The sequence below is a fragment of the Pseudomonas sp. R151218B TE3479 genome (assembly GCF_053629195.1).
In genome coordinates, this window is record NZ_JBRJHV010000001.1 from 3,591,970 (window position 1) to 3,612,095 (window position 20,126).

The following is a 20,126-nucleotide window of genomic DNA, read 5'->3' on the forward strand; positions in this document are numbered from 1 at the left end:
TCGGTTGATTGCCGACAGAGATTAATGCGCTGTGACGGGGGCTGTGTTATCTGCGGGTACGCGCGCAATTGGCTTTCAACCATGCCTTGGGTGTACAGCCGGTATGACTACGGAAGGCCTTGTAGAACGCCGAGGTGGAATTGAATCCGGCACTCGCCGCAAGGGCATCGATGGGCGCGTTTTCATCGTGATTGACGAGGCGCTCAAGCAGGTAGGCCAACCGTGCTTGGGTCACGTAGCGATAGAAGCTTTGTCCCAGCACTTGATTCAGTAGGTAAGACAGCTGATTACGACTGTACCCGGTGGCGCCGGCAATCCGTGCAAGGTCCAGATCCGGGTCGAGGAATGGCTGCTGGCGCGTAAAATAGTCGGCCAAGTCTCGCGCCATGAACGTCAGCTGACGCGCCGAGAGACCCAGTTTACTGATGGCGGGCGCGTGGCGCCCAGTCTGGGGCTCGCTGTCGCGCACCAGTGAGGCATATTCGTTTATGCGAAGGATCAGGCCATCACATACCGTGATTGCTTCACTGGTGCGAAAAACCACCCGCTCGCCACTGCCTTTCAGAGCTGTCTGGTACTGGATGAATGCGGTACAGCCATCTGCACGGATGCGGTCGTTGTGTTCAAGATACTCGTCGGGATGGCGCGGTAACGTGCTGGTGATATAAGCGCGCAACTCGGTCAGGCCCATGCTGCGGTTCTGGAAGAAATCGTTGTACTGCACTTGCGGGTGATAAATCGCGAGAATCGCCTCCAAGTCGCGGCGTTTCCACGCCATGTGGTAACGCAGCACCACTTCGAGGGTCAACGTTGTCTGTTCGGCGGTATCTGGCGGAAGGAGATGCATTGGCTGACCGGCGTGACGACTGGGGCTGGCGCCAGTCTAGCCCTGCAGTGGCTCACTGAACAAATACAGCCGCCTCATACCTGAGGCCGCCAAAGGTGAACGCCCGTTAGCTTCAAGCCATGATCGGCAATTCGATGAGGTTGGGGCGGCCTGAGCGAATGCCATCCTCGACCGCTTCAGCAATATCCCTGGCGCGCTCGACCCTGCGCGAAGCAACCCCCAGGGAGGAGGCGAGGGCCTGGAAGTCGATGGCCGGGTCCCGGATGTCCATGCCGATGAACTGGTTCGTACCGGCACTTCGGTAGTGCGCCTGGTTGCGCGCGTAGTTTTTCAGGATGTTGTATTCGCCATTGTTCATGACCACAAAGGTGACGGGCAAACGCTCGTGTGCCGCTGTCCAAAGCGCTTGGGGCGAATACATCGCCGAGCCATCGCCGACCAGGCAGACCACTGGGGCGCGGTCCAGGCCAAGGGATGTACCGACAGCCGCCGGCATGCCCCAGCCAAGGATGGCGCTCCGCGTAAACAGGTACTGGCGAGCCGAATGCGAATCCAGGCACGCACGCACATGAGCGATGGTGACCGGCGCTTCGTCGACGATCCACACGTCAGGGCCGATTGCCCGGACAGCTTCATGGGCCGCAACGAAAGGCGTTGTCACGGGCGTATTGAATTCGCGCTTCGCGCGCTCGGCCACTTCGATTCGGCGGGTCCTGCGCTCGTGTGCAGCGACGTTTCGCAGCGTCGCGATGGCCTGGCTGTGCGGGGCCAGTGCCTGATCCAGTAACGGCAGCAACAACTGCAAGGACAGCTTGATGTCGCCTATCAAACCCAGCGCCGTTCCATGCACTCTGCCCAGTTGGTGGCCATCGCCGGTCAATTGAATGAGACGGCAATGAGGGGGAATCGCCGGGCCTTGCGAGTATTGGTAACTGATCAGCGAATGGCCGCCGAGAAGCAAGACCGCATCGAAGTCAGCGAACGTTTCGCGGATATCGGCAGCTTTGGGTGACAAGGCTCCGTGCCATTGAGGATGAGCGGTGGGGAAGGGGATATGCCCGGGCCAGGATGGCCCGAAGACCGGCGCGCCGAGTGCTTCAGCGAGTCTCACCGCTTCCACTTGCGCATTCGACTGGAAGACCTCCTCCCCGAGGATAATCGCCAGGCGGCCGGGAGCAACCGTCGCTAACGCGTCAGCCAACGGGTCAATCGCCGCGGTCACCGCACCTCGTTCGATTCGCGACGGCTGGCCAGCATCGGCATCGGTGTGCTGCTCCAGCACGTTGATCGGCAGCGAAAGGAAAACCGGGCCGGTCGGCCCCGTGCGGCAGTCCTGAAGAGCGCGACGCAGCAGCATCGGGATATGTTCGGGGTGCTGGATTTCCTCCGCCCATTTGACGCTCGGTCGGGCCAGGCTGACCAGATCGCCATGAAGCAGCGGGTCGGTCACGCCATGGCGGGTATCCTGTTGGCCCGCGGTGATCACCAGCGGCGTGTTCGCCATCTTCGCGTTCAGGATAGCGCCCATCGCATTGCCAAGGCCTCCTGCTGTATGAAGGTTGACGAAACCGGGGCGGCCGGATGCCTGGGCATAACCGTCGGCCATCGCCACGACGGAGGCCTCCTGGAGACCGAGCACGTAGTGAATATCGGAGACGCCCGAGAGCGCATCGAGCAACGGCAGCTCCGTTGTTCCCGGATTGCCGAAGACATGGCGAACGCCTTCGCTGCGCAGTACTTCTACGAGCAGGTCCGCGCCGCGTTGCCCACGGATGCCGGACGGGACACAGGGAGTTGAAGGCATGGCGCGAAACCTCACGTATTTGGAAGAGATAATTTACCCTGCTTTCATGGCTATCGGATTGCCAAATGGCAATGCACTACCCATGCGGCGACGACGCTGCAAGCCCTGACGCTGGGTTTGATTTGAAGCCCGTCAGTGACTTAACGTCCGCCCATTCTTTCGAGCAACGGGCTTCTGAGCGGCAAATCGCTGGTACGCTTGTCCGAGGCTTTGCAAATCGCATTGCACAAGGCCCGGACGATGGGTACGTAGCTCAGTTGGCTGGGCTGGCAGGCTTGGAGGGCACCCGTTGGGTTGATCAAGTGTACCGCGATGTGCCCTGGCAGCCATGAGACGAGTGGCCAGCGGGGTCGGTGGGCGATCGTCGGGCACAGATCAGCCGCCGTCACACCAAATTCAGCAGATGCCACGAATGCGACCCCCATCAGGCACGCGCCTTCAAGCTGGGCGCGCAGGCGACCGGGGTTCTCTATAGCGCCCAGGTCAACGACAAACACCGTGTCATGCACAATCAAGCGGCCCTCGTCGCTCAGCTCGACATCGAGTACCGCGGCCATGCAAGTCTGCGCATCGCAGTGTGCGGCGATGCCCTGGGTTCGGCGTCCGCCTGAAGGCTTGCCCCAATGGCTTCGCGTGGCCGCTTCGGTGATGACGCTACGCATTCGCCGGGCATCGAAACCTGAGCGTTGCGCGGCGCCGTCGGCCCGTGTTGATACCGAATCGATCAGGGAAAGCAGGTAGTCTCGTTGATCGAGCCTGCATGCAGAGTCCTGTTCGGCCATGAATCGCTGTTCGGCGCGCAGGCGAAGCAACAGGTCTTTACGGTCCAGGATACCGTCTGGCGATGGCCAGATGAATTGATCAAGCGCGCCGTCGTGCCCGTCAGGGTGGTTCATCTGCGTTTCTCCTTCCGGCTGATGACAAGAGCTCCAACAAAAGGCAACCTCGGGTGCAGAATCTCTGGTTAAGCCAAGTTCCTGCGGGAGCGAGCAGGCTTGCTCCCGCGGGTTCACGCTGGCGCCGCGGGAGCAAGCCTGGCGTTACTTTAGGCGCAACGATCTGACGTCAGGGTGACGGGAGGCTGACAGGAACATGTCAGGCGATAAGGGGGCAGGGTGGGTGAGGGATACAGTTGAGTCTGGCCTTCTTGTCGTCGGCTTGCATCACCCACCCACGTTCAGGCCACGATCTGCGCTGCTCCGCAAGCCCAAGGGGTCGCTGTCCTTGCTGGCATCGAAGGAGACAAGCTGCTAACGGTGTCGAGTCGATGAATCTGCTCGGCTGACAGTTCGACCGACAGGGCTGCGAGGTTGTCGGTCAATTGCTCAAGCGAGCGCGGGCCGATGATGGGCAACGACCCGTGCGTGCCGGACCAGGCGATGGCGACCTGACCGGGGCTGACGCCCAGTTCGTTGGCGATGGCGATGACCGTGTCGAGGACCTGTGTACGCTGCTCGCTATTCTCTGCTTGGAACACCTTGCCACCGAGGCCCTCGGCGCGTCCTTTCTCGCCCTTGCGGTACTTACCGGTCAGCATGCCTCCGCCGAGTGGCGACCAAGTGACGATACCCAATCCCAACGCATGCGAAGCCGGGAACAGATCAACCTCGGGGTCGCGGTGGACCAGGCTATGTTCGAATTGCGCCGCGGCGATCGGCACCGAGTGGGTGAGTTCGGCGAGGGTGACTGCTCGCGATAGCCGCCAAGCAGGAAAGTTGGAGAGGCCGGCATAAAGAATCTTACCCGCGCGGGCGAGATCTTCGAACCCACGGACAATTTCTTCGATGGGTGTGACATTATCCGGCCAATGCACCCAGTAGAGATCGATGCGATCGGTTCTGAGTCGCTTCAGGCTCGCCTCTACCGAGGCCACCATGGCTTTACGACTATTGCCAGTGACGAGGCGATCGGCATTTGGCTGCGCGCCTTGGGTGTACTTGGTCGCCAGGACGAAACGCTCGCGTCGGCCCTTCAGAAGGGTTCCGAGCAGCTCCTCGGACTCTCCGAACTGGTAGATATCTGCTCCATCGATGAAGTTGCCGCCGGCCTCCGCGTAGGCGTTAAAGATTGCCGTGCTGACATCGGGATCCGCGCCGTAGCCCCAGCCTGTGCCAAAGTTGCCCGTCCCAAGCACGACCTGGGACACACTCAGTCCTGTTTTGCCGAAGGATGCATATTTCATATTTTCACCATTGATCAAGTCGGAACGATCTTTTCAGATAGTGTCGGTGCAAAGAAAATTGTATATGCAAGTATTGCAGGTACAATAGACCGTATGAAAAACACTATCAAGCCACAGGGCTGCACCAATCTGAAGCTCCGCCAGCTCAATCGCATGGTGACGCGTCACTACGACCGCTACGTCGCCGAGTCCGGCCTGAAGAATACGCAGTACGCACTGTTGTCCCATGTCGTCAGGCTGGGGCCTATTCGGCCGAGTGATCTGGCCAGGCAAATGCAGATGGATAATTCGACCTTGACCCGAAACATGCAGTCCCTGACCGCTCAGGGGTGGCTGGAGATTGGTGCAGGAGGCGATGCCCGCAGTCGCCTTGTCGAAGCGACCGAGGCTGGACGCGTAAAGCAAACCGAAGGCCAGCGGGCGTGGAAGGAGGCACAGCGAGCACTCAATGGTCTACTCGGCGTGGAACGCGTGGCGGTATTGCACGAATTGCTCGACGCATGCATTGCGAGCCTTGACGACGATCTTGATGAGTCCCCATCAGAATGACTCGCCAGCAGCTTCGCAACGCATAAGGTGGGTGGGAAAACCAGCGTGCTTGACGGATATCCCATCTCGAGTGTCAGGACCCAATCACACCGAGTTCAAACCCTCATGAATTTTTTGATTCTCTCGCCGCACTGATCGGCTCGGATCATCCCAGGTGCCGCATCCAGTTTGACCAGGCCATCCTCCATGAAAACTACCCTGTCGGAAATTGACATGGCGAAGTCCATTTCATGGGTCACGATCAACATGGTCATGCCTTCTTTTGCCAGGTCGCTGATCACCTTGAGCACATCGCCGACCAGTTCCGGGTCAAGGGCTGAAGTAGGCTCATCGAACAGCATGATGTGGGGATCCATCGCTAATGCGCGGGCGATTGCCACGCGTTGTTGCTGACCGCCTGACAACTGATGCGGATACTTTTGCGCGTGCGCCAGCAGCCCGACCTTGTCCAGCAGCGCGTAGGCGCGCTGCTCGCTGATGGACTTGTCGCGGCCGTGATAACGCGGCGCGAGGGTGACGTTGTCGAGAATGGTGCGATGGGGAAACAGATTGAAACTCTGGAATACCATGCCGATGCGTTGTACCCCGTGGCGTACTTGTTGTGTGTTGGTGTTGTCACCGGCGTGGATATAACTTTCGCCGAATAGAATGATCTCGCCCTGGTCGATGCTTTCCAAGGCGTTGACGGTCCGAATCAGCGAGGTTTTTCCCGATCCCGACGGACCGATAATGGAAATCACCTGACCCACGTTGACATCAAGGTTGATGCCCTTGAGCACGGTGTGCTGGCCGTAGCGCTTGTGAATGTTGATCAGTTGCAGTGCGGGGGCCGAGCCAGGCCCTGATGCTGTACGAGCGTCTGCCGGAGAGGGCGCTGCCCGTGACGCGCGTAGACGCCGCAGGCTGATGTCATCCAGCGTTTGTGGTTTGCGGTTGTTGAGCTCCAGGTGTTGCTCCAGCCAATGAAACAGCCAGCCGAGCACGGTCACGATCAGCACGTAATACACCGCCACAGCCGACAGGGTTTCCATGACCAGGAAGTTTTGCGCGTAAAGACGCTGGCCCACGGTCAGCAGTTCGGTCAAGGAAATCACCGAGACCAGCGAGGTCAGTTTCACCACGGTGATGTATTCGTTGATCAATGTCGGCAGGGAAATGCGGAACGCCTGTGGGATCACGATCAGGCGCTGCAGACCGATCAGGCCGATGCCCAGTGCACGGCCGGCTTCTTTCTGGCCTTTGGCAACGGATATCAAGCCGCCACGATGAATTTCCGCCATGTACGCCGCCTCGGTCACCACCAGTGCCAACAGGCCGGAATAGAAAGGATTGGACAATACTCCACGGGTGACCGGGAACATCTGCGGCAGGTTATAGACGAACACCACCAGTACGAGCAGCGGCACGCTGCGAAAGAACCAGATATAAACCGATGCCGGCACGCTCACCCAACGCGTGGCCGAAAGCTTGGCCGAAGCCAGCAGGAAGCCCAGCAGCATGCCGATAAACCAGGCCAGCGTGCTGAGTTCCACCACCGTAATGCAGGCTTTCCAGAAGTCCGAGACCGAAAACAGAGAAAAAAAGTAGGGCCATTCAAATTGCATGTGTACCTCCAACTGCTGGCGTCGACGGAGGCTTCACCTATGCCGGGCAGTCAAGCGAAAGCCGCCGATTGTGGGAGCGGCCTCGCTCCCACAGGGCTGCACTGAGTCAGTTAGTCGGTTCTTCCAGGTTGTACTTTTTCAACAGGGCGGCGTATTCACCCGACGCTTTCGTCGCATCAAAGGCCTTGAGCAGCGCCTGATAGAGCGCGTCGTTGTCCTTTTTGACGTAAATACCCAGTGTCTGCTGGTAGATCGAGTGCTCGGTGCTGATCACAACCCGGCCTTTGGTACGTTCTGCGATCATGCCGGCGGCGCCGTCGATCTCCACCTGAGCCTGCACGTTGCCGGAGAGCAGCGCTTGGGTCACTTCAGGTGCGGACGGGAATTCGCTGACCATGATCGCGCCCTTGTTATTCGGGACGCAGTAATCGGTCGAGAGTTTGTTGAATTGCGTCACCCAAGTGGTGCCTTTTTCCAGGCCGACTTTCAGGCCGCAGAGGTCTTCCGGTACTTTCGGTTTCAGCGGGCTGTCCTTCAGCACCATGATCGCTGCGCCGGTCTTGGCGTATGGGATGGTTTGCGCTTGCGTCTGCCGTTGGGGCGTGATGTACATGCCCGAGATGATCGCGTCATAGTGACCGGCGTTAAGGCTCAGAAGCAGGTTGGAAAATTTGGTGTCAACGAAGTCAGCCTTGAGGTCCAGATGTTTGGCGAGTAATCGCGCCAGTTCGGGGTCGGAGCCGACGACATTTTTTTGTTCGTCGTATGATTCGAAGGGCGGATAGGTGATTTCCATGCCGACCTTGAGGACGCCGGGTGACACCGTCGTGGCTGCGTGGGCTCCTGCCGCACCGAGGATCGCGAAGGCCAGCAGGGACAAGCGGACAGCAATGTTCATTGGGTTGCGCATCATCGGTGACTCCACGTCGAAAAAGTAGGATTGGACTGGTTTTGAAACAGGGCTGTTTTGGAACGGGTCGAGGGTTGCATCAGGACGCTTCCTGCGTCTGGCTCTTCAAGTGACCGAAGCTCGATGGCTTGCGCGCGCGCTCGTACAGTTTGAGTTCGCCGCGTTCGACCTTGCGGCGCAGGTATTGATAGGTTTGCAACGCTTGGCCAAACATGTGCTCACCGATGGTGATTTCCTCGTAATCCTTACCGCCTTCAAGAAACTGCGGCAGTGGCTTGATTTGCGTATGGAAGTCGCACGCATAGAAGAGTGGGAACGAGTAGCGCTCTTCGCTGACGGTTCGCACTCGGTGAGCCGTAGCGACGAATGCACCTGCGGTCATGACCTCCAGCATGTCGCCGATGTTGACCACAAACGTACCGTCCATGGGCGGCGCATCGATCCATTGCCCCTGATCGTTCATCACCTCGAGGCCTGGCTTGTCGGCAAGCAAAATGGTGAAGCATTCGTAGTCGGTATGCGCGCCAATGCCGGGCGCGTCTTGAGCCGCCAGGTCAAACGGGTAATGAATCAGGCGCAGCTTCGACGGTGGGCGAGTCACCAGTGCCTCGAAATAGTCTTCCTCCAGGCCCAAAGCGAGGGCGAAACCCTTGAACAAGCGACGACCTAATGCAAACACCGCGGCGTAGTAAGCTTCGACGGCGGGACGGAAACCCGGCAAGTCCGGCCATTCGTTGGCCCCGATCAATGGCGTGCCGGCAATGACCAGTGGATCGTCTTCGCCCACTTCGAAACCGATATCGAAAGCTTCCTTGTGATCCGGTTTGCCTTTGGCATAGACCTCTTCACCTTCAGGCACAAACCCCTTGTGGCTGCGTGAAGTGCCGATGTAATGCTGCATTTTGTACTCAAGCGATTGTGCGAACAGGTCCTTCGCCGCTTGACGCAAGCCGTCGATCAGTGACGACTCGATGCCGTGGTTCTTGATGTACAGGAAACCGACTGCGCGGGCGGCGTTACCCAGTTCTTCGGCCACTGCCTGGCGCTGGGTGATGTCGTCGCTGAACAGCCCGGCGATATCCACCACCGGAATGCGATTGAAGTTGGCGGTCGTTGGCGTGTTGTCAGGCATGAGGCAGCACTCCTTATCGGGTTGAGGTGCGGGCGAAACGTCGAAAATGCTCGCGCTCGGTGTTTGCCATCCACACGTTCAGCGACCACAGATCGGCCACCGGCACGTTGGTGAAGGGCAGGTGATGCAGATAGCCGTCGGCGCCGAACTCCGGTGTCAGCGTGCTGACCTGATACCCGCGTTTTTCCTGGGATCGCCAGATGGCCTCCCAATGCTGCTGATGGAAGGCAAGCGCTTGGCTGTACTCGGGGGCGGCGGGGTGGGGCACTTGCGGTCCCTGGTCATAACCGACTCGGGCTTGAATATGGTGAACGCGTTCGACGAAGGCGCTGAGGTCGTCTTCCGGATCGTTGAGCAGGCGCTCGCAGGTAACGACCCAATGACTGATGTCGCTGGTGAAGCGCAGGTCCGGCAATTGACGAATCAGTTCGAGGGTGACCCAGGGGTTGAATAACGAGCGAGCGCGATGGGTTTCAAAAGCGCACACCTGGCCATGCTTGCCCGCGAGGTCCATCGCGCGACCAAAGAAGTCGACTTGCTGGGCCAGCGGCCAGCGGTCGTTGCCAGCCAGCAGATTGACGAAGCGCGGCGCCAACTCAGCCGCCCAGCCGAGTTTCTTGTCGAGGTCCAGAAGGTGTTCGTCGACGGTTGCCGACTGTTCCGGCAGAACGTCGTAGGCGCTGAAGATGGTGCTGATATAGCTGACTTTGTTGATGCGTAGAAAGGCTGCGAACTCGGCACGTTCGCTGGCGGTCATGGGCAGGCGGGCTTCCATGCCATCGAACCCTGCTTCAAGCAACTCATCGAGGGCTTGTGCCTTGCTCGCGGTGTAACCCCACAACGTTCGGAATATTTCCAGCTTCATCGATCTGCTCCAAAGGTTCCTTCGCATGATTGACACGGCGACGTTGCGGCGCTAACCGAAACGCACAACGAACGGCAGTGACAATCAGAAAAGGCAATCTTCGGGCCGCATCTCTATGGAAAGGCTCCTTTGTTGCCGTCAATAGTAGGGAGGGGCGGTTGGCGGAAAGAATAGGGAAGCGCAAAAAGATAGTTCAGAGATTTCTAAACTATTGATCACTGGCCACGGCGCTGATCGTCAGTCATCGATCCGGTGCTCCGGAACCTGGCGCGTTGACCAGCTGCCGAGTCATCTTGCAGCTAAGATGCCGTTCCATGAATCACTTCTGCACGACCGCCATCCGGCGCCCGCTCATGAAACACAGCAGCCCACCCATCGCAGTCAAGGCGCTCAAGGCATAGAACATCGTCGGTGCCGGGGTCTGTATCAGCAGGTATCCGCAGATCACCGGACTCAGGGCGCCGCCGAGGGCGGCCAGGTTCTGGGCACCGTAGTAGCTGCCGCGCAGTTCTTCCGGGGCCAGGGTATCGACGAAGAGAAATTCGGCCGGGTAGATGATCATTTCACCGAGCGTGAAAATGAACATCGCCACGCACCAACTCAGCATGTCGTCCGCCAGGCTGAATCCGATCAGGCCAAGCATGAACAGGCTGGTGCCCGCAGCGATCCAGTAGCGCAGCTTCTGGCGATCGAGGAACCGACCGATCTGGTATTGCAGCAGGATGACAGTAATGGCGTTGCAGGCGAGCAGGGCAGCCATGATCTCCAGTGCACGCTTGGCGTCGTGGGTGACCAGCAGGTATTGCGACAGATACAGCGTGAAGCGTCCGTGCACTACGGTGCTGAGCAGGCAGCCGCAGGTGAACATGATCAGGGTGCGGTCGTTTTTCAGGGTCTTCAGGGTCTTGAGAAAACTGGGCGGTGGACCCATGGCTGCTGTCGGCGCTCCATCGCCGGGGATGCCCATCATCAGAAAGATGCTGGAGAACGCGATGCCTGCGGCGATCAGGAATGGCGCGATCGGGTAGACCCCCGCAATCACCACGCCGAGCATGGGGCCGGTGGCGTAGCCGATGTTGGTCAGGGTGTAGCGCAGGGAAAACGCTTTGGCGCGCTGGCCGATGGGCAGGTTTTCGCTGAGGATCGCTTTGGAGCCGATCAGAAACAGGGCCGACGCGGTTTCGGTGATCACCACGGTCAGGGTGGTCAGGTAGAGGTTTTCGGCAAAGGTCAGCAGGACGAAACCCACGGCGCTGGAAAGCATCGCCAGGATCAGCAGCCGGCGCTTTTCCAGGCGATCGATGATGTAGCCGCCGTACAGGGCCAGCAGGGTGGCGATGAACACCGCGATGCCCAGCAGCAAGCCGACATCTTGTTGATTGAGGCCCAGCTTGTTGCTCAGGAACAACGTGAGCAAAGGGCTGGTAATGGCGCGGCTGACCACGATGGTCAGCGAAGCGATCATCAAGCGCCGAATAACGAGGGAGTAAGTGGCCACGGGGGGCAAATGTCCTTATTCAGATTGTTGGCGTACACCGCGATGAGGCCCGAGCCGTCAATACCATGATCAACCCAGCCACCGTTCCAGCGTACGTATCGATTCCAGGTCTTCCATGCGTCGCAGTCGCTTCAGTAGTTCCGCAGCCCGCTCCTGCGGCATTACCCGCGTCGTCAAACTGAAGAACTTCTCATCCAGGGCCTCATCGGCAAGTGGATTGCCCGGCGCTCCCAAGGGCACTTCCACACACAGGCTTGCCTGCCGGCCGTCCACGGTCCGCAGCGTCACCACAGGCTCGCCATCCTCATCCAGTCGCGGGTCCACTTCAAGCTGGATGCGCGACATGCACTGAATCACCAGCGGATCATTGCGTTGCCGATCGTCATAAGCGTGCAGTCGGCAATGCCCATGCACCAACCGCGCGGCGAGGGCATAGGGCAGGCTCATTTGCGCCGCTGCGAGGCGGGTGACATCCCGGCCGCCACACATGCCGTGAAGAAAACCGCTCAGCCCGACGTGCACGTTTTCGACCTGGTCGACGGGTACCTTCAACTGCTCCAACAGCTGGCCGAGGGCATCGATGGCCGAATGAGTGCCACGACAGGAGGCATGGGGTTTGATCGAGCAGCGGGCGAGCTTCCAGTTCACGCCGAGCTCTGCATCCAGCGCCTCGGGCCTTGAAGTCGCTGGGGCAAGGGTGTTCAGAAAACCGCCCCAGACGTCATCGAATAACTGCGTCGGCCCGCTGATGCCTTGTTGGGTGAACCGCGCAGCCAACAGGCCACCTTCTGCGGCGCGCCCGCTGTGCAGCTTCTTGCTGTGCGAGCCGTCGTGAATGAAGGCCCACAGGCCACCGCTGAAGCTGCCGGCAATGCCCAGTGCCGCGAGGGTTTGCCGCGTATCCAGACCCAGGATGCGCGCACTGGCGGCGGCTGCGCCGAACACCCCACAGGTCGCGGTGGAGTGCCAGCCGGCGCCATTGTGGGCGCTATAGCCGCCGCAGGCTTCGAGCACTCGACGGCCAACCTCATAGCCGATCACGACGGCGCTGATGAATTCACGCCCACTCACGGGCCGTGCGCGCAGCGAAACTGCCGCCATCGCCGCCGGCAGCACGACGGCCCCGGAGTGGTCGCAACCACCGGTGTCGTCCAGCTCCAGCGCATGGGCGGCGATGCCGTTCAGCATCGCTGCCGGGCCCGCGCAGACCTGCAGATCGGTTCCCCAAACCGGTACCTCGCCCGCTTCACCGGCGAACACCTTGTGTGCCTGTTTGGTGACATCGCTCTCGGCGCCAGCCAACGTTGCGCCGAACGTATCGAGAATGTGTCGCTTGGCTTGCGCTACCAACCCAGGCGATAGATCTTCAAACCGCAGATCGACACAGAATTGCGCCAACCGTTGCAAACGTTCGCTCATGAGACGTAATTCCGGTAATGGCGCTCGTACACCGAGGCGGGATGATCCTCAGCCGCCGGCGCCGCGCTGTTCGCCCACCATTGCGCGACCTCGGCGCCGGTGGCGATCCACACGTCATCGTGCTGTTGAATGCCCTCGATCAGCGCGCGCAACACGCCTATCCGTCCCGGCGTGGCGATGATTTCCGGGTGCAGGCGAAGCACGTAGCACAGGCCGAATCGGTGAAAACCGGCGAAATCCATTTGCAGGTTGCCCAGGGTGTGGCTGTAGGAGGCGATCCGTGATTGTGCCGGTGGCACCGCCGGGCTCAAGTTGAAGGCGAAGTAAGGCTCGTCCTCCAGCTCATAATGCAGCGGCACTTCAATGACACCGGGCGCGGTCGGGTGAGCGAATGGCAAGTCGTCGCCGCGCCATGAGGAGGACCAGCGGATGCCTTGATCCTTCAACGCGCCGATGAATCCCGGCGCACCATTGCCCGCCGGGATTCGAAAGCCGACCGGGCGCTTGCCGGTCAGCCTGGCCAGGGTCTCGCAGCCCCTGGCGACATCGGCGCCCTGGGCGTCCAGGTCTAGCGCATCGTAATCCTGATGACGGTAACCGGCGCAGGCGATCTCATGACCGTCGCCCTGGATCGCCTGGATGAGCGCTGGGTTTTCCTCGGCAACGATGCCGGGAACGAACCAACTGCTGCAGACCCCGAGTTCCTTGAACAGGCCGAGCAAGCGTGCCACGCCGCGTTGGGTACCGTAGCGCCATACCGACAAGGTTTTGTCCCGCCCGGCAACTTCCGGGGCTTGCGTGAGGATGCCGTGGATGTCGTTGTAATCGACGGTCAGTACCACAGCGCAGCGATAGCCTTCCGGCCAGATGGGGGAATCAACCATGGCGGTGCTCCTTCAACCAGAAGTGGGCGACGTCGCGGCAGGTGGCGAACCACACGTCATCGCGCCGACGCATGTGCTCGAAAAGCTGTTCCAGCAGCAGGATGCGTCCCGGTTTACCAATGATCTTTGGGTGGAAGAGGGTGGTCAGGCACAACCCTTCGTCCATCGCGCCGTCATATTCGCGGCACCAGTTGTCCAGGGTCAGCGCGTAACTGGCCGTACGGTCCAATCCGGAAGGAAAGTTCGGCGCGCGGGTGTAGGCGAGGGACGCATAATCGTCCATTTCCCATCGGCCTGGGATTTCCACCAGCGGCGTATCGAAACCCGGTACGTCCACCAGGTACGGTCGGTCATCGCCGCGCATGCTGCTGGAATAGGTCACGCCGGCTTCCACCAGCATGGCAGGGGTTTCGGCGCGCCAGTCGCCGGATGGCGTGCGAAAACCTTCTGCACGGATGTGCAGGTGTTTCCAGAACACCTCGCGGGAGATCTGCATCACCTCTTTTTGCCGATCCAGTGTCAGGGCATAAAAGGATTCGTGTTTGTAGCCGTGATAAGCCACTTCATGCCCACGCTCGACAATCGCCTGGCATTGTCTCGGCCAGTTCTCCACGACCCAGGCGGGGACGAAGAATGTCGTCGGGATCCGGAACTCGTCGAGCACATCGAGCAGGCGCGGTAGGGCCCGGTAAGGGCCATAGCCACCAAACCCGAAGTACTCGGGTTTGCGCCAGATCGAGCCGTTGAGCATGGCATCACCGGTCGGGCCATCGAGATCGAAGGCGAGGGCCAGGCAAGCCTTGTGCGGCGCGGGCCAGGTAGGTGAAGAGGGCATCGGTTGCGCTCCATCTTTATTCGTAGATACCAGACGCTGTTGTGGAAGCGGGCTTGTTCGCGATGGCGTCGAGTCAGGCAACATTGACGTTGAACCACTCGCAAGCAAGCCCGTTGCCACATCGCAATCGAATGGCCTGTGCGATCACTTCCCGGCGTTGATGGTCACGGTTTTGATCGCCCCCAGTTCCAGATCCCATTTCTTCAGGATCGCCTGGTAGCTGCCGTCATCGATCATGCTTTGCAGCGCGACCTTCACCGCTTCACTGAGCTCAGGTTTCTTCTTGCTCACGCCCATGCCGGTGTACTGCTCGGAGATCGGCAGGCCCACGGTCTTGTACATGTCCTTTTCCTGGGTCTTGAGGTAAGGCAGGGTTTCGCTGCCCTGCATGGCTGCATCGATGCGGCTCTGACGCAGTTGCGCCCGGGCATCGGCCGAGCCTTCGGTGCCGACCACGTTGATCCCCGGCTTGCCGGCGGCCTCACAGTTGGCCTTGCTCCACTCGGCGATTTCCGCTGGAAAGGTGGTGCGGCGGCTGGTGCCGACCTTCTTGCCGCACAGGTCGAGGATCTCGTTGGTGTCCTTGTTTTTCTGCAAGGTGTAGAACTGCGGACCACTGGTGAAGTAGTCGATGAAGGTCACGCTGGCCTGACGTTCTACGGTGTCGGTCATGCCCGACAGCACCATGTCCACGCGGTCGGTGGTCAGGGCGTTGATCATTTGTTCGAAGCCGGTTTCCTGCCATTTGATCTTCACACCCAGGCGCTCGGCCAGGGCATTGCCCAGGTCATAGTCAAAGCCGGTGAGGGTGTTGGTGGCCGGGTCCTTGAAGTCCATCGGTGGGTAGTTCGGCATGATCGCCACGACGATTTCGCCCTTGGCCTTGATGCTTGCCGGCAATTCGGCTGCGACGATAAAGCCGGATGCCATGACACCTGCGAGTACTGCGGGGATAAAGAAGTTCTTCATGGTCGTTCTCTTATGAGTGTTGTGAGCGTCAACGGACGCTTAGGTTCGAACGGCAGAAATGAAGCTTTGGGTGCGAGGGTTTTGCGGACTTATTAGTATTTCTTCGGGGCTTCCAGCCTCCACGATCTGCCCGCCGTCCATGAACACCATGCGATTGGAAACTTCGCGAGCGAAGCCCAGTTCATGGGTGACGACGATCATGGTCATGCCGGTCTGCGCAAGATCGCGCATCACCGACAGCACCTCACCGACCAGTTCCGGGTCGAGTGCCGAAGTGGGTTCATCGAACAGCATCAGCTTGGGACGCATAGCCAATGCGCGAGCGATCGCCACGCGTTGCTGCTGGCCGCCCGAAAGCTCGATCGGGTAGCTGTTGCGCTTGTCCGCCAGACCGACGCGGGCGAGCAATTCCAGCGCCTCCTCATTCGCCTCTTTGGGGGAGCGCTTGAGCACCTGGCACGGCCCTTCGATGATGTTCTGCAACACGGTCATGTGCGGGAACAGGTTGAACCGTTGAAACACCATGCCGGTGGACAGCCGCTGGCGGGCGATCTGGGTTTCGTTGAGTTCGTGCAGCTTGTTGCCGACGATCCGGTAGCCCACCAGTTCGCCGTCGACCCACAGGCCGCCCTTGTCGATTTTTTCCAACTGGTTGACGCAGCGCAGCAAGGTGCTTTTTCCCGAGCCGGACGGGCCGATGATGCACAGCACTTCGCCTTGCTCGACTTCGATGTTGATGTCCTTGAGCGCGTGGAACTGGTCGTAATATTTATTCAGGCTCACGGCCTTGACGATGCTTCTCATGGGGAACTCCTCAGGAACGCTTGCCGGCGCCGCGGGCGAAACGACGCTCCAGGCGACTCTGACCAAAGGACAGGACGGTGACGGTGGCCAGGTACCAGATGCCGGCGACGATCAGCAGCTCCATCACGCGGGCGTTGGCGTAGTAGATGTTCTGGGCGTTGTAGAGCAATTCCGAGTATTGGATGACGCTCGCCAGCGAGGTCATCTTCACCATGCCGATGAACTCGTTGCCTACCGGCGGAATAATGATCCGCATGGCCTGGGGCAGAATGATTCGGCGCAGCGCTTGCAGACGTGGCATACCGATCGATTTGGCAGCCTCATATTGCCCGGTGTCCACCGAGAGCAGGCCGGCGCGCACCACTTCGGCGGTGTAGGCGCCCTGGTTGATGCTCAAGCCCAGCAAGGCCGCCGCGAACGGGGTCATCAGGCTCACGGTGTCCATTTCGAACAGGCCGGGAATACCGATGGTGGGGAAGATCAGTGCCAGGTTGAACCACAGGAGCAGTTGCAGAATCAGCGGCGTGCCGCGAAACAGCCAGGTATAGGTCACGGCCACATAGCGCAGGATCGGGTTGGCCGACATGCGCATGATCGCAGTGATCACGCCGAACACGATGCCCAGCGCCATGGCCAATACGGCCATGACGATGGTGTTGAGCAAGCCCCACATGATCGCCTCGGAGGTCAGGAACTGGCCGATGTACGACCATTCGATCTTGCCTTCGGCGAAGGCGCGCACCAGGCCAACAAGGGCGATAACGATCAGCGTGGCGAAGAAGATCCGCCCGTAGTAGCGCCGGGGCACATGATCGTACTGGGTAATGTCAAACTGGTTTTCCGCCAGCTTGCGCTCCGCCTGGAGTCGTTCTGCCTGTGTCTGGCTCATGTTGTTTCTCCGTACTCGGTTTCGGCGCTATCGCTGTGGGAGCAAGCTCGCTCCCACAGGTTCGGTGTGTTGTTCAGAGGCGGAAGCCCTGATAGTCCTCGGTCCATTGCTGCTGGGTGGCGAGGGCGGTTTTCAAGCGCCCGATCTGTTCGCGTACCTGTTGTGGCGCGGTCCCGCCCCAGCCATTGCGTGCAGCGATGGCGGCTTCGAGGGTCAGGCTTTCGCGTACCTCTGGGGTGAGGCGCGGATCGATTTCCGCCAGCAGAGCGGGGGAGGCCTCCCACAGTTCGATGTCGTGTTTCTCGCACGCCTGGACCAACGCACCGGTGATTTCGTGAGCTTCCTTGAACGGCACGCCGCGCACCGCCAGCCAATCGGCAACTTCGGTGGCGAGGGTGAAGCCCAGCGGTGCCTGGCGGCGCAATTCCTCGACGTTGACTTTCATGGTCGCCACCATGCCCGCCATGGCGGGCAGCACCAGTAGCAGCGTGTCGACGCTGTCGAGCACGCCGTTCTTGTCTTCGCTCAAGTCACGGTTGTAGGACAGTGGCAAGGATTTAAGCGTGGAGAGCAGGCCGGTCAGGTTGCCGATCAGGCGACCGGCCTTGCCTCGTGCCAGTTCGGCGATGTCCGGATTCTTCTTCTGCGGCATGATCGAGCTGCCGGTGGCGTAGGCATCGTCCAGTGCGACCCAGCGAAATTGCCGCGACGACCACAGGCAGAACTCTTCGGCAAGGCGCGAGATATTGATGCCGAGCATGCTGGCGATGAACAGAAACTCGGCGACATGATCGCGGCTGGCCACGGCGTCGATGGAGTTTTCGCAGACGCCGCTGTAGCCCATTTCCTTTGCCGATTGCTGAGGTAGGCGAGCGATCGCCGAGCCCGCCATGGCCGCCGCACCGAGTGGCGACAGCGACGTCCGTGCGTCCCAGTCCATCAACCGCTGTACGTCGCGTAGCATCGACTGGGCGTGGGCCAGCAGGTGGTGAGCAAACACGATCGGTTGCGCTTGTTGCAGGTGGGTGAAGCCGGGACAGATGCTTTCGATGTGTTGCTCGGCCTGTTCCACCAGCGCCTGTTGCAGGCCCAACACTTCAACGGCCACGGTGCGTACGTGGTCACGCAGGAACAGCCGCAGGTCATTGGCGGTCTGGTCGTTGCGCGAACGGCCGGCACGCAGCTTGCCACCCAGGGCGCCAAGCCGTTCGGTCAGCAGGCGCTCGATGAACGTGTGGACGTCTTCATCATCCAGGGTCGGGGCGATGCTCCCGGCGCGATAGTCCGCGCCGATGCGTTCCAGGGCGTCGAGCATGGCCTGGGTTTCTTGTTCGCTCAGCAGTCCGGCGCGCTGCAATTCCCGGGCATGGGCCTTGGAGCCGGCGAGGTCGTACGGGGTGAGCCGGAAATAGCGCTCAGGGCAACGGGACAGGGCCGCCAAGGCTTCGGAAGGGCCGCATTTGAAGCGAGCACCCCAGAGTCGGTCGGTGGTTTGAGACATTGTTGTTTTCCTCGTCGGTTACGCGAACTGAAACAGTTACTCCAGGCCACGACGTCGCTACGAAAATCAGCGAGCGAAGTCAGGCCAGAGCAGTTTTCAAGAGGGCAGTTGCATCGGTTCGAGCGCTGATCAAACTGTCAGCTTTTGATGTTTCGCGACCAGCGTTTTGGCGCTGACGTTCGGGATTTATTGGCGGTTGCCAAGCTTGGTTTTCTGTGTTCATTATTATTGGACCAGCTTGTTCTTGTTGTTGGGCACAGGTTGTTGAATAGCGCGCCAGAGGTAAATAAGCATTATGGAAACCCCACTTTCCAATTCCGGAAACCCGCCGCCAAGAACCCCGCAAAGGGCACCGTTGGCCCTCAGCGGGCTGGACTTCAAATTGCTCAAAGTGTTCAAGGCCGTGGTCGAGGCGGGAGGCTTCAGTGCTGCACAAAATGAGCTGAACGTGGGGCTGGCAGCCATCAGCAAACAGATTTCCGACTTGGAAATCCGTATCGGGATGCGCCTTTGCACACGCGGGCGCGAGGGCTTTCACCTGACGGAAGAAGGGCGCCTGGTGTATCAGGCGTCGATAGACTTATTTGCCTCGGTCGACAACTTTCGTGATCGCCTTAGTTCAGCGCAAAACGAACTTGTTGGTGATCTTGGTGTGGGGGTTATTGATAATACTATCTCGGATGATAATTCCCCGTTAGTTGCTGCGCTCAGGCAAATGAATGAACAGTCGCCCAAGGTCCGGTTTCAACTTCAGGCTTCACAACTCGATGAAGTCGAAAGAGGTGTCGTTGAAGGGCGGTTGGTAGCGGGGATCGTACCGATTTATCAAAAACGCGAAGAGTTCGATTACTACGAACTTTATGAAGAACGTTCGCAGGTCTATTGCGCACTTGGCCACCCGTTGTTCTCCATGGCGGACGAGGACATGGGGGAACATGTGCTCAAGGAGTACGAATGCGTCAACCATCGCTACGCGATTCATCGCGATAAACTGAAATTTGCGCACTACGACAGCTTTTCCGCCTCGGCCACCCAAGTGGAAGCCGTGGCGTTGCTGATCAAGACGGGGCGTTTCCTCGGGTTCCTGCCCCAGCATTACGCCGCATCGATGGTGGCGCGGGGAGAGTTTCGCGCCGTGTGTCCGGACCTGATCAACATCGTCACGCCGTTCAGTCTGATACTGCGTCACAACACTGTGCGCAGCCCCTTGGTCAAGGCTTTTGCCCAGGCACTGGGGGTGGATCTGAAGGCTTCGGTTTGATGTTTATGGGGTAGTCACTCACGAACCTTGGCGGCAACCCCAGTGATAGGTAAGTTGCACCATCACACCGTTGGCGCTGTTCTCGTTCAAACACCGCTACCTGCTCCGGCGTGTTCCGTTGGAAGGGCGCCCAGTTGAACTATCCTGCGGTTCAATCACCCCATCCAGTATGC

18 protein-coding genes are annotated in these 20,126 nt (G+C 59.7%); 2 read left to right on the plus strand and 16 right to left on the minus strand.

Annotated features, from left to right (window positions below):
• Positions 1–46: 46 nt before the first annotated feature.
• The 4 genes from AB7M32_RS15920 to AB7M32_RS15935 all read right to left on the minus strand — a co-directional run bounded on the left by AB7M32_RS15920 (position 47) and on the right by AB7M32_RS15935 (position 4,833).
• Positions 47–847 (minus strand): helix-turn-helix domain-containing protein, encoded by an 801-nt coding sequence (locus tag AB7M32_RS15920; protein ID WP_454250489.1) that lies wholly within the window; start codon positions 845–847, stop codon positions 47–49.
• Positions 848–959: 112 nt separating this feature from the next.
• On the minus strand, positions 960–2,651 hold the full coding sequence (locus tag AB7M32_RS15925) for a thiamine pyrophosphate-binding protein (protein ID WP_454250490.1): 1,692 nt from the start codon (positions 2,649–2,651) through the stop codon (positions 960–962).
• A gap of 140 nt (positions 2,652–2,791) precedes the next feature.
• Positions 2,792–3,547 carry a hypothetical protein gene (locus AB7M32_RS15930; protein WP_454250491.1) on the minus strand — a complete coding sequence of 252 codons (756 nt, stop codon included), beginning with the start codon at positions 3,545–3,547 and terminating at the stop codon, positions 2,792–2,794.
• A 281-nt stretch (positions 3,548–3,828) separates the two neighbouring features.
• Complete coding sequence (locus AB7M32_RS15935) at positions 3,829–4,833, minus strand: aldo/keto reductase (protein ID WP_454252147.1); 1,005 nt, start codon at positions 4,831–4,833, stop codon at positions 3,829–3,831.
• A gap of 93 nt (positions 4,834–4,926) precedes the next feature.
• On the opposite strand from AB7M32_RS15935, the gene AB7M32_RS15940 reads away from it, so the two are divergent.
• Positions 4,927–5,382, plus strand: a complete 456-nt coding sequence (locus tag AB7M32_RS15940; protein ID WP_454250492.1) for a MarR family winged helix-turn-helix transcriptional regulator — start codon at positions 4,927–4,929, stop codon at positions 5,380–5,382.
• A gap of 95 nt (positions 5,383–5,477) precedes the next feature.
• Here AB7M32_RS15940 and AB7M32_RS15945 read toward each other — a convergent pair whose 3' ends face one another.
• The 12 genes from AB7M32_RS15945 to argH form a co-directional block, all read right to left on the minus strand.
• The gene (locus tag AB7M32_RS15945) at positions 5,478–6,986 is read right to left on the minus strand and encodes an amino acid ABC transporter permease/ATP-binding protein (protein ID WP_454250493.1); all 1,509 of its coding nucleotides are present in this window, start codon (positions 6,984–6,986) and stop codon (positions 5,478–5,480) included.
• Positions 6,987–7,092: 106 nt separating this feature from the next.
• On the minus strand, positions 7,093–7,899 hold the full coding sequence (locus tag AB7M32_RS15950; protein WP_371857782.1) for an ABC transporter substrate-binding protein: 807 nt from the start codon (positions 7,897–7,899) through the stop codon (positions 7,093–7,095).
• 76 nt (positions 7,900–7,975) lie between these two features.
• A complete protein-coding gene (locus tag AB7M32_RS15955) occupies positions 7,976–9,028 on the minus strand; it encodes an isopenicillin N synthase family dioxygenase (protein WP_454250494.1) in 1,053 nt (350 codons plus the stop codon).
• 13 nt (positions 9,029–9,041) lie between these two features.
• Positions 9,042–9,893, minus strand: coding sequence for a sugar phosphate isomerase/epimerase family protein (locus AB7M32_RS15960; RefSeq protein ID WP_454250495.1), 852 nt, complete (start codon positions 9,891–9,893; stop codon positions 9,042–9,044).
• A gap of 319 nt (positions 9,894–10,212) precedes the next feature.
• Entirely contained in the window at positions 10,213–11,391 is a 1,179-nt protein-coding gene (locus tag AB7M32_RS15965) for an MFS transporter (protein ID WP_454250496.1), read from the minus strand.
• Positions 11,392–11,460: 69 nt separating this feature from the next.
• On the minus strand, positions 11,461–12,810 hold the full coding sequence (locus tag AB7M32_RS15970; protein WP_454250497.1) for an MmgE/PrpD family protein: 1,350 nt from the start codon (positions 12,808–12,810) through the stop codon (positions 11,461–11,463).
• Positions 12,807–13,694, minus strand: coding sequence for a polysaccharide deacetylase family protein (locus AB7M32_RS15975; RefSeq protein ID WP_454250498.1), 888 nt, complete (start codon positions 13,692–13,694; stop codon positions 12,807–12,809). Before AB7M32_RS15975 ends, AB7M32_RS15970 begins: the two co-directional genes overlap by 4 nt.
• The gene (locus AB7M32_RS15980) at positions 13,687–14,529 is read right to left on the minus strand and encodes a polysaccharide deacetylase family protein (RefSeq protein ID WP_454250499.1); all 843 of its coding nucleotides are present in this window, start codon (positions 14,527–14,529) and stop codon (positions 13,687–13,689) included. Before AB7M32_RS15980 ends, AB7M32_RS15975 begins: the two co-directional genes overlap by 8 nt.
• Before the next feature lie 144 nt (positions 14,530–14,673).
• Complete coding sequence (locus AB7M32_RS15985) at positions 14,674–15,498, minus strand: ABC transporter substrate-binding protein (RefSeq protein ID WP_454250500.1); 825 nt, start codon at positions 15,496–15,498, stop codon at positions 14,674–14,676.
• A 39-nt stretch (positions 15,499–15,537) separates the two neighbouring features.
• On the minus strand, positions 15,538–16,302 hold the full coding sequence (locus AB7M32_RS15990; protein WP_008001408.1) for an amino acid ABC transporter ATP-binding protein: 765 nt from the start codon (positions 16,300–16,302) through the stop codon (positions 15,538–15,540).
• A 10-nt stretch (positions 16,303–16,312) separates the two neighbouring features.
• Positions 16,313–17,191, minus strand: a complete 879-nt coding sequence (locus AB7M32_RS15995; protein ID WP_060742901.1) for an amino acid ABC transporter permease — start codon at positions 17,189–17,191, stop codon at positions 16,313–16,315.
• Between the two features lie 73 nt (positions 17,192–17,264).
• The gene (gene argH / locus AB7M32_RS16000; protein WP_454250501.1) at positions 17,265–18,692 is read right to left on the minus strand and encodes an argininosuccinate lyase; all 1,428 of its coding nucleotides are present in this window, start codon (positions 18,690–18,692) and stop codon (positions 17,265–17,267) included.
• Positions 18,693–18,987: 295 nt separating this feature from the next.
• Here argH and AB7M32_RS16005 point away from each other — a divergent pair, with 295 nt between their 5' ends.
• A complete protein-coding gene (locus AB7M32_RS16005; RefSeq protein ID WP_454250502.1) occupies positions 18,988–19,953 on the plus strand; it encodes a LysR family transcriptional regulator in 966 nt (321 codons plus the stop codon).
• The last annotated feature ends 173 nt before the right edge of the window (positions 19,954–20,126 follow it).